Consider the following 9,790-nt stretch of genomic DNA (forward strand, 5'->3'; position numbering starts at 1 on the left):
TCCAATCGAGCGCCACGACCTCGACGTTCAACGGCTTGGTATCGGCCGGAATGGCGCGCTCCGCATCGAGGCGGTCGAGCGGGCGGTAGGGATCGAGCTTATGCGTGGAAATCCAGGTGACGGCGCCGAGCGCGATGATGATCGCCAGCGGTGCTGCCCAGATCACGATTTCGAGGCGGGTCGAATGGTGCCATTCCGGCGCGTAGGTGGCGGCCGTATTGGAGCGGCGGTAGCGCCAGGCGAAGTACAGCGTCAGGAAGATCACCGGTATGATGATCAACAACATCAGCACCGTCGAGATGACAATGAGATCACGCTGTTGCACGGCGATGTCGCCGGAGGGCGCCATGACCACCATGTTGCATCCTGCCAGGAAAAGCAGCGGCAAGACGGATAGAAGGCGGGAAAACTTCACGAGTTTTGGCACGTCTCTAAGCTCTTGTTGTTTCGTTTGTTCCGCGACTAACGCACTGGACCTGATAGCGACATGAGGTGTTTGGTCGCAGTGCAGCAATCATGCCGCACTGCGGCACAAATCATGTTGCACTACAGCTTTGAAATCCTGATGAAATCAAGAAGGATTTTTCGCGAGCGCATGTTCCAAGCAATATATCCGTAAGAACCGGCCATGCCAGCGCTCCCATCCGAAAATCGCCGCCCGGATCACGCTATTTTTTCCGTCCACGCCTCATTTTGAGCCGCCATGATGAACTATTTACGTCTTACGGACTTGATAAGCCTGCAGGTTTGATCAAGATCAGGCTGAGGCGCCTTGCCGAAAGCGCTTCAACGAGGGAGGCGTTTTATGGCTACAACATCGCATTACGGACCGTCATCGTCGTCGCTGGAACGCGACGCGCGGCGCATTCACGACGACAAGCCCGTGTCGCCGGGCAGCATCGCCATCGGCGTGGTGATCGGCCGCATGTCGGAATTCTTCGATTTCTTCGTTTACGGTCTCGCCTCGGTCCTGGTCTTTCCACAGCTGATCTTCCCCTTCGCGCCGGACAGGCTGACGGGAACGCTCTATTCCTTCGCCATCTTCTCGCTGGCCTTCCTGGCCCGCCCCGTCGGCTCCGTCGTCTTCATGACGATCGACCGGCTGTACGGCCGTGGCACCAAGCTGACGATCGCGCTTTTCCTGCTCGGCGGCTCCACGGCCTCGATCGCCTTCCTGCCGGGTTACAACGAGATCGGCGTCTGGTCGATCGCGTTGCTGGCGCTCTTCCGTCTCGGCCAGGGCTTCGCGCTCGGCGGCGCCTGGGACGGCCTTGCCTCGCTGCTCGCTCTCAATGCGCCGGCCAAGCACCGCGGCTGGTATGCGATGATCCCGCAGCTCGGCGCGCCGATCGGTTTTGCGCTGGCCAGCACCCTCTTCGGTTATTTCGTCGCCAATCTTTCCAGTGAGGATTTCCTCTCCTGGGGCTGGCGTTATCCCTTCTTCGTCGCCTTCGCCATTAATGTGGTGGCGCTGTTTGCGCGCCTGCGCCTGGTCATGACCAAGGAATTTGGCACGCTGCTGGAACAGCACGAGCTGGAGGCGGCCCCCATCCTCGACGTGCTGCGCGTCCATGGCCGCGACATCCTGATCGGCGCCTTCGTGCCGCTGGCGAGCTTTGCGATGTTCCACCTCGTCACCATCTTCCCGCTCGGCTGGATGAGCCTTTACGGCAACCAGCCGATCGGCGCCTTCATGGTGGTGCAGGTGGTCGGCGCCATGGTCGGCATCGTCACCATCATCGCGTCGGGCCTGATCGCCGACCGTATCGGCCGGCGCGCCCAGCTTGCCATCTGCGCCGTCATCATCGCTATCTTCAGCTTCGTCGGGCCGATCCTGATCGCGTCCGGAAACAGCGGCCATGACGCTTTCGTCATCATCGGCTTCGGCGTGCTCGGCCTTTCCTTCGGCCAGGCGACGGGCTCGATCTCGTCCCGCTTCGGCCGCGGCTACCGCTATACCGGCGCTGCCTTCACCTCGGACCTGGCCTGGCTGATCGGCGCAGGTTTTGCACCGCTGGTGGCGCTCGGCCTTTCCAGCCGCTTCGGCCTGCCCTTCGTCGGCTACTACCTGCTGTCGGGCGCCATCTGCACCCTTGCAGCACTCGCCTTCAGCAGGGCGCTGGAGCAGCGCGAATAGACGGACTTGAACCCAGGGGCCTGCATGGGAAACCATGCAGGCTTTTGTTTTTYGGACTGCGCAAGTGCAATTATTGAATGCACTGCGATCTATAATTAAATGCATTTCCTTATCGGCTTGAACGAGGATATGCCATGACCGCGGGAAGGATCGATCATTCGACCCCTTCCCGCCTTGTCGAAGCCGGCGCCGTGGATGCCGCCCACGTCGTCGGCAAAACCGGCGGCTGGTCGGTGGTCATCCGCTACGGCAAGGCCGAGCGAGGTGCGCGTGTTCAAGCGCATGGATACGTTGGTTTCTTATCTCAAGGACGTCGGCATCTCGCAGTTCGATGTCGATGCGGCCGATTACGCTCCTGAAACGGCACCGCGGCCGGATCGGGCCGCGGCTCTGCGTCGTACCCATGAGGCGGCGGAATACGACAAATGGTTCCGCCAACAGATCGAGGAAGCGATCCGGGAGGCCGATGATCCGAACACGGTGTGGAAGAGATGGCGCGCGAACGGGCAGAGCTGCTGGCGCGGCTTAAGGGCGAGGCCAAGTGAAGCTCGTCTGGCGTGCGAAAGCTGAATCAGATCGCAAGAAAGCAATTCAGTCTATCGCCGACAAGAATGTCGGCGCTGCGATAAGCCAGCTTGATGAGATCGAGTGTCAGATCGATTTGCGAATCGATCAGCCGGAGATCGGCCGGCCCGGACGAACTGATCGAACGCGCGAACTGGTCATTTCACGCACATCTTTCATCGTGATTTATCGGGTTCACCAGAATATCGAACAGGTGGAAATTTTGCGCCTCGTTCACGGCGCACAGAAATGGCCGCCGAAATCTTGATTTGAAACCCTACTGCGCCATCTGCGGCTGTTTCGCCGCCCGGGCCGCGGTCAGCTCCGCCGTGGTGTGGTTCAGGCGGTCGGCCAGCACTCGCATGATTTCCACGGCCATTTCCGGGAAATCGCTGAGCAGCTTCAGGAAGTGCTCCTTGCTGATGCGCAGCACTTCGAGCGGCGAGGTGGCGCGCACCGTTGCCGTGCGCGAGACATCGCAGAGAATGGCGATTTCGCCGACGATCGAATTGGGTTCGACATCGGCGACCTTGATCTCGCCCGCCGGCGAGGAGACAACGATATCGGCGGTACCCGAGAGGATGACATAGGCGGCATCACCGACATCGCCCTGATGGAAGAGATCCTGTCCGGCCTTGTAGGTCATGCGATCGGAGGTAAAGGCCAAAAGCTTGAGCTTTGCTGGCGCGATCCTTGAAAAGATCGGCACCCTTCGCAGCATTTCGACTTCGTCTCTCAACAGCATGAGCGTTTCAATCCCCTGACGCAGGGTCCGCAGGACCAGGCATCTTCAAACTCCGAGGCGTCCCCATCGGGAACACCCACCATCGCCGCCCCTATAGAATATTACGATAACAGTTCCTTGAACATCCCGTTTTTCTCGGAAAGTTCCGGATAGTTTCCAGCCTCCGCCAATCCGCCGCGGTCGAAGAGCAGGATCCGGTCGAACATCTCGGCCTGCCGGGCGTTGGAGAGCACCCAGATGATCGCCGGCCGATGGCCTTCCTCATGCAAATCCTCGATGATATTGCGGGTAATCCGATCCTGAACCCGCTGGTCGAGCGCCGACAGTGGCCGGTTGAAGATGAAATAGTCCGAGCGCTTCAACAGCGCGCGGGCCAGGTTCAGCTTCTGCCGCTGCACCATGGTCAGTCGCTTGCCGCCGGAGCCGACGTCGAATTCGAGGCCGATCGACAGCACGTCGTCATAAAGGTCGAGCGCATCGAAGAGTTCGCCCATGATGCCGCGGATGCGGTCGGAGGCGTCGGCTTGCTGATAGGCGATACGACCGAAGAGCACATTGTCCATCAGGCTTGCCGACGGGGTGAAACGCTCGGCATCGTAGCGCTCGATCAGCTCGGCGAGATCGGCCGGAATATGCTCGTGGAACTGCTTGCGGGCGTTGACGATCTTGTCCATGAGCTCGTTCGTCAGCAAGCCGAAGCGATGGCGCGGCTCGATATAGGCAAAACTCAGCCGGATGATGGCCGAACGTTCCTCAGGCGTGGCGTCCTCGAAGCGGCGGCTTTGCAGCTTCTGCAGCAGCGCCTGGTAGGTCGGAATGTCGTCCGCCGTCATGAAGGTCAGCTGCTGGAAGAAAGGATGGTCCGGCGGCAGGTCGTGGAAGAGTTCCACCGCGTTCTCGGCGATCTCGAGCCCCATGGCGTAGAGATCCGTGCTGAGGCCGGTTTCACGGAAGAGCTGCTGGAAATAGGGATGCGCGGCAAGCCTCCGATTGGTCATCAAAGGCCGCTTCATCGTGCCGAAGAGCAAATTCTCGCCAACCGTCGCCTGGGCGTTGTAGGCGTCGAAATCGAAAGGCACGACGATCGTGTCGAGCCCCTCGTCGCGCAGCCGGTCGCGCAGCGAGGCGCGGAGCGCCACGACGTGGTTGCTGACTGCCACATGCACATCGGTATTGACGGTCGAGCGCAGCGCCAGATCGAGGATGTCCTGCGAGATCAGGACGGCGTCGAGCACCGGGCGGATCGCTTTCAGCAGGTCCTCGGGCCCACTGGCGCCGGCGGCCTTGTAGTCCACCCAGTCGCTGTTGAGGTCGAGCGTCGGATTGCCGGCCTTCTCTGCCTCGGCGGAATGCCATTTGTACTCCAACGCTTCCCGCTCGTCGTAAACGGGATCGGTCATCGGCGCATGTTTGAGGCCGTAGAGCAGATTGCTGGCCAGCGTGCCGTGGAAGAAGAAAGTGTCGGCCGAGGCATAGGAGATCCGCCGGCCGGTAATTGATTCCGGCAGGTCCAGGAGATCGCGCCCGTCGATGGTGATGCGGCCGGAGTCCGGCCAGACCATGCGGCCGAGCGCTTCGGCGAAGGCTTCCGCGCCGCTGCCGTTCGGCCCGACGATCGCCACCGTCTCGTTCGGCTTGATCTCGACGGAGACGTGATCGACGAGGCGGGCGCCGCTGTCGTCGGAGAGCGACAGATTGGTGACGACGAGCGCGCTCGTCAGCGCCCCGACCGGGGCAATCGCGAGTTCCTGGATACGGCTGTCGATCAGCGGCTCGACATTGAACTGCTCGTAGACCTGCTGGTACTTCACCTGCACGTCCTGGCGCATCTGGTCCCAGTCGATCAGTTCCTTCAGCGGCCCGGGCAGGTCCTTGTAGGCTGATATGACGGCGACGAGCTGGCCGATGTCGAGCCGGCCCTGCAGCGCCAGGTAGCCGCCGATCGCGTAAAACAGGAACGGCGTGACCTGGGCGAGGAAGTTGTTGATGAACTTCACCAGGAACTTCCACTGGTAAAGATCGTAGCGGATCGAGAAGATCCGGCCGAGCCGCGAGGCGATGTCGGCGCGTTCGAGGTTCGATGTGTCGTTGCCGTGGATCGTGCCGATGCCCTCGACGATTTCGCCGACGCGGCCGGAGAGCTCGCGCGCCGTCAGCTGCCGCTGGCGGCCGAGGTCCAGCAGGCGCTTGCGCATGCGGGGAATGACGACCGCCTGTACGCCGACGATGCCGGCGGCGATCATGCCGAGCCAGAAATTCTGCACGATGATGAAGGCGAGCGCCGTGATCGCCTGGCCGCCAAGAAGGGCAGGGGAGACGAAGGCATCGCCGGTGAAGCCGCCCATCGGCTCCACCTCGTCCTTGATCATGGTGGCGATTTCGGCCGATTTTACACGCTTGAAGTGGATGGGCGGAAAACGCAGCACCCGGTCGATCAGCTCGAAGCGGATACGGCGCAGCATGCGCTCGCCGAGCCGGCCTTTATAGGTGTTGATGTAGAACTTGAAGAGGCCGTTCAGCACCACCAGCGCCAGAAACACCAGGCTGAGGGCCATCAACATCTGGAAACGATTGAGCTGCAACCCTTGGAAGAATTCGACATGGCCGATCAGCGGGATGTCATAGGCAATATGCATGAAGGTCTGCCTTGCGCCCGGACCTTCGAAACCGTCACCCTGGATCGGTCCGTTGACGATCTGCTTCGGCAGGTCGAAGGACAGGAAGTAGGGCACCATCGAGGCGGCGACGACAGCCAGAATCCACAGCTGCTGCAGCCGCGTGTTCTTCCAGATGTAGCGGGCGAGGCTTTTTTCCATGGCTAACCGTCAGCTTGCTGGGAAATTCCGGGGGCGCGATCCGGGCGCCGGGACGGGGAGGATTTTTGAGAACAGGACCATGCAGCCGGACCGCCGATATCGCAATGAAAACAAGGCGAAGCGACCGGCTGCAGAAATGCCGATTCTCGCCGGAACTCTGCTTATATCACAGGAATTTTGGATTAGGCGAGGGATTCGGCAATCATGGAGCGAATGATGGCGGCGGTTTTCTCCGCTCCGGCGAGATCGAGCAAGACCGGCCCCCTTAGCTGTGCCGCGAGCGCCTTTTCGACGGCCTCCCTCACATGGCCCGACGTCAGTCCGTCTTCTGGCAGAATATCGGCGAGGCCGAGTGCCTGCAGCCGTTCGGCGCGCACCGACTGCTCGGTTTCGCCGCCGGCGACGAAGGGGATGAGGATCGCCCGGCACTCGGTGCGCAGGAGATCGCCGACGGTGTTGTAGCCTGCCTGCGAGATCGACACCTTGGCGCTGCGCAGCAGCGAGGGAAAATCCTTTCGGAAGCGCACCAGCGTCACATTCGGGGCTGCGTCTCCAGACAGCGCGGCGAAATCGGCCTCCGGCAGGTTGGGGCCGGCGACCAGCAGCCAGCGAAGATCGGCGGGTAACAGCGCTGCTGCCTCTTTGGCCGCGCCGATCAGCACAGCACCGACCGCGCCGCCGCCCGCCGATGCGATGATGTCGAATGTCTCGGTCGGTTCCGGCGCCGGCGGTGGTGCGACGAGGCCGGTATAACGCAGCCTGTCGGCGATCTCGGATGTCAGCGGGAAGGTGTCCTCGAGCCTGATGAAATCGGGATCGCCGTGGACGAGCACGGCATCGAAATGATCCTTGACCAGCTTGGCGGTCTCCGCGTCGCGGCCGGCCTTGCGGTTTTCCTGCAGGATGTCGCGCACCGAGCTTAGGAGTTTCGGCCGAGGTTCGGCCTTTTCGATCGCCTCGAGCAAGGGCAGCAGTTCGAAGCGCATCTGTCGCCGGCCGAAGGGGAAGGCTTCGATGATGACGACATCGGGCCTTGCTGCATGGAAGGCATCGAGCAGCAGCGCGCGGCGGGCATTGAGGAAATCCTCGCCCGCTGGCCGGCCATCGGCATCGGCGAGGCCGGAAAAACCGGCATTGCTGGCAACGACCGCCGGCAAAGCCACGGTCTTTATACCCTCGCCGGGAAAGCCCGGCACCGGCAGGCCGCCGGTCACGACAGTCACGTCAAAACCGTCCGTCACCAGTGCATTGGCGATGCGGCTGGCGCGGGCTATGTGGCCGATGCCGAGCAGATGCTGGACATAGAAGAAAATACGCGGTGCCGTCATGACGCCTTCTGCCATTCGGCCTCGAACAGGCCGGTGAGCTGTCTGATGCTGGAGTGATAGTCGAAATGTTCGCGCACCTGGTTTTCGGCGGCGTCGCCGAGGCGCTTGCGCAGGGCCGGGTCGCGGATTGCCGCCTCCAGCGCTCGGGCCAGCAGCGCCGGCTCCTCCGGCGGCACGACGAGGCCGTTTTCACCGTTTTTCAGGAGCTCCGGCACGCCGGATACTTCGGTCGAGAGGCAGACGAGCCGCTGGCTGGAGGCCTCGACCAGGACGTTCGGCAGGCCGTCGCGGTCGCCGTTGGCGGCGATGCGGCAGGCAAGCGCGAAGAGGTCGGCGCGGCGGTAATGATCGAGCACGTCTTCCTGCGCCATGGCGCCCTTCCAGACGATGCGGGGGGAAATGCCGAGTTCGGTGGCCAGCGCCTTCAGTTTCGCAAGCTCATCGCCGCCGCCGATATGGTCCATGCGCCAGTTAAGGTCGGCAGGCAGCAGTGCCAGCGCCCGCAGCAGCACGTCGTAACCCTTTTTCTCGACGGCGCGGCCGACGCTGAGGATGAAGGCCGGATCGTCGGGGTCACTACCGGTCCGGTCCGAGCGCTCGCCGGCAAAATGGCCGAAACGGGCGAGATCGAGACCGTGGTAACTCAAGTGCACGGTCTCCTTGCGTGATGTCAGCGTCCGCATGTGTTCATAGCCCGTCCTGGTGCAGGTGACGGTCCAGCGGGCGCTGCCGAGCTTTTCGTTCAGCTCCCAGTCGGGCGACGTCCAAATGTCCTTGGCGTGCGCCGAACAGGTCCAGGGTGTGTCCGTGAGGATGCTCGCATATTCCGTCACCGAGGCAGGCGTGTGGATGAAATGGGCATGCAGCCATTCGCCCTCGTCCGGCCATTCGCGCCCCAGCACCAGCGCCTGGCCGAGACGGCGGAAACGGTTGCGGGAGAGGTCGCGCTTGAGGTCGGCGAGGAAGCGTTTCATCAGCGCCTTGAAGCCGGGTTTGGAGAAACCGGCGACCAGGCCTTTCAGCACGCGGATCGGCTCCTCGTGCAGATATTCCGGCAGATAGACGACGCGCGCCCTGATCTCGTCATGCACGGGATGGCGCTTCTTGTCGGTCGGACGGCGCATCGAAATCAGCGTGAGGTCGAAGCCGGCCTTTTCGAGGCCAAGCAGTTCCTGGGCGATGAAGGTTTCCGAAAGGCGGGGATAGCCTTTCAGCACGACGAGGATCTTGCGGCGTGGCGGCAAGGCTGTGCCCTATTCCGCGCCGACGAGGGAAAGGTGGCTGCCGCGGCCGTCGATCCACCGGCCGACGGTCTGCGAGATATGGTCCAGCCCTTCGAGACGCATATTGCCGCCGCTCTTTGACGGCGGCTGGCGGAAGGGCAGGCGCTTCAGCGCTTCAGCCATGATTGTGGGGTCGACCGACTGATCCGGCAGCAGCATGTCGACGAGGCCGAGCTCGCTTGCCCGCTGGGCGCGCAGCAGCTGTTCCTCGCGTGGCTTGACGCGCGGCACGATGAGGGCCGGTTTGTCGAAGGAGAGGATCTCGCAATAGGTGTTGTAGCCGCCCATGGCGACGACGCCGGTGGCGCTGTCGATCAGCTCTTCCATGTGGTTGTCGAACTCGATCACCTCGATATAGGGGATCGCTTCTCCCTTCTGCACCAGCTTGGCCCGCTCGGCGGCCGGCATATAGGGGCCGAGCACGACGAGCGCCTTCTGCGTCAGCGTCGGGTCGGCCTCGTAGGCGTTCATGACGTCGTGGACGAGATCGGAGCCGTCGCCGCCACCACCAGTCGTGACGAGGATGTAATTATCCTTGCGGGCGTTGATCGAGGTCTTTCCCCTGGAGACGCTACGCTGCAGGAAGCCGACGAAATCCATCTTCCGGCGCAGGCTGGCCGGCACGTCGAGGCCGATCAGCGGATCGTAGAAATCCGGCGGACCGTAGACCCAGACGCTGTCGTAATACTGGTCGATCTTCTGCATGATGCTGTTTTTCTTCCACTCGGCCTCGAGCAGATGCGGCGCATCCATGATCTCGCGCAGCCCCAGCACCAGGACGGTGCCGCGAGCCTTGAGATAAGCCAACGTATCCTCGACCTCGCCCTTCAGCCCCATCGGTTCCTTGTCGACGATGAAGATATCGGGCTGGAAGGTCTCGGCCGTGTGGCGGATGCTCGACTCGCGCATCTTCAGCG

At 62.3% G+C, this 9,790-nt stretch carries 8 protein-coding genes and 1 pseudogene; 3 read left to right on the forward strand and 6 right to left on the reverse strand.

Annotated features, from left to right (window positions below):
• Nucleotides 1-427, reverse strand: a 427-nt coding sequence (locus AC1D1Z_RS29935) for a cytochrome ubiquinol oxidase subunit II family protein (protein ID WP_477852516.1), incomplete at its 3' end; no start/stop codon positions are given.
• Nucleotides 428-805: 378 nt separating this feature from the next.
• Between AC1D1Z_RS29935 and AC1D1Z_RS29940 the strand changes: the two genes are divergently transcribed.
• From AC1D1Z_RS29940 to AC1D1Z_RS29950, 3 genes and pseudogenes are all read left to right on the forward strand, one after another.
• Nucleotides 806-2,137, forward strand: a complete 1,332-nt coding sequence (locus tag AC1D1Z_RS29940; RefSeq protein WP_028732704.1) for an MFS transporter — start codon at nt 806-808, stop codon at nt 2,135-2,137.
• Nucleotides 2,138-2,271: 134 nt separating this feature from the next.
• Nucleotides 2,272-2,682 (forward strand): annotated as a pseudogene (locus AC1D1Z_RS29945) (hypothetical protein).
• Entirely contained in the window at nt 2,679-2,969 is a 291-nt protein-coding gene (locus tag AC1D1Z_RS29950; RefSeq protein WP_028732703.1) for a type II toxin-antitoxin system RelE/ParE family toxin, read from the forward strand. Before AC1D1Z_RS29945 ends, AC1D1Z_RS29950 begins: the two are co-directional and overlap by 4 nt.
• Nucleotides 2,970-2,978: 9 nt before the next feature.
• On the opposite strand, the gene AC1D1Z_RS29955 is transcribed toward AC1D1Z_RS29950, so the two are convergent.
• The 5 genes from AC1D1Z_RS29955 to AC1D1Z_RS29975 form a co-directional block, all read right to left on the reverse strand.
• Nucleotides 2,979-3,446, reverse strand: a complete 468-nt coding sequence (locus AC1D1Z_RS29955) for a cyclic nucleotide-binding domain-containing protein (RefSeq protein ID WP_018246255.1) — start codon at nt 3,444-3,446, stop codon at nt 2,979-2,981.
• A 101-nt stretch (nt 3,447-3,547) separates the two neighbouring features.
• Nucleotides 3,548-6,262 carry an ABC transporter ATP-binding protein gene (locus AC1D1Z_RS29960; protein ID WP_028732702.1) on the reverse strand — a complete coding sequence of 905 codons (2,715 nt, stop codon included), beginning with the start codon at nt 6,260-6,262 and terminating at the stop codon, nt 3,548-3,550.
• A 182-nt stretch (nt 6,263-6,444) separates the two neighbouring features.
• Nucleotides 6,445-7,590, reverse strand: a complete 1,146-nt coding sequence (locus AC1D1Z_RS29965; RefSeq protein ID WP_245368900.1) for a glycosyltransferase family protein — start codon at nt 7,588-7,590, stop codon at nt 6,445-6,447.
• Complete coding sequence (locus AC1D1Z_RS29970) at nt 7,587-8,834, reverse strand: glycosyltransferase (RefSeq protein ID WP_446961967.1); 1,248 nt, start codon at nt 8,832-8,834, stop codon at nt 7,587-7,589. Before AC1D1Z_RS29970 ends, AC1D1Z_RS29965 begins: the two co-directional genes overlap by 4 nt.
• A 9-nt stretch (nt 8,835-8,843) precedes the next feature.
• A partial coding sequence (locus AC1D1Z_RS29975) for a glycosyltransferase family protein (RefSeq protein WP_477852518.1) occupies nt 8,844-9,790 on the reverse strand: 947 nt, incomplete at its 5' end.

Source organism: Rhizobium sp. P1_E1 (assembly GCF_056406015.1).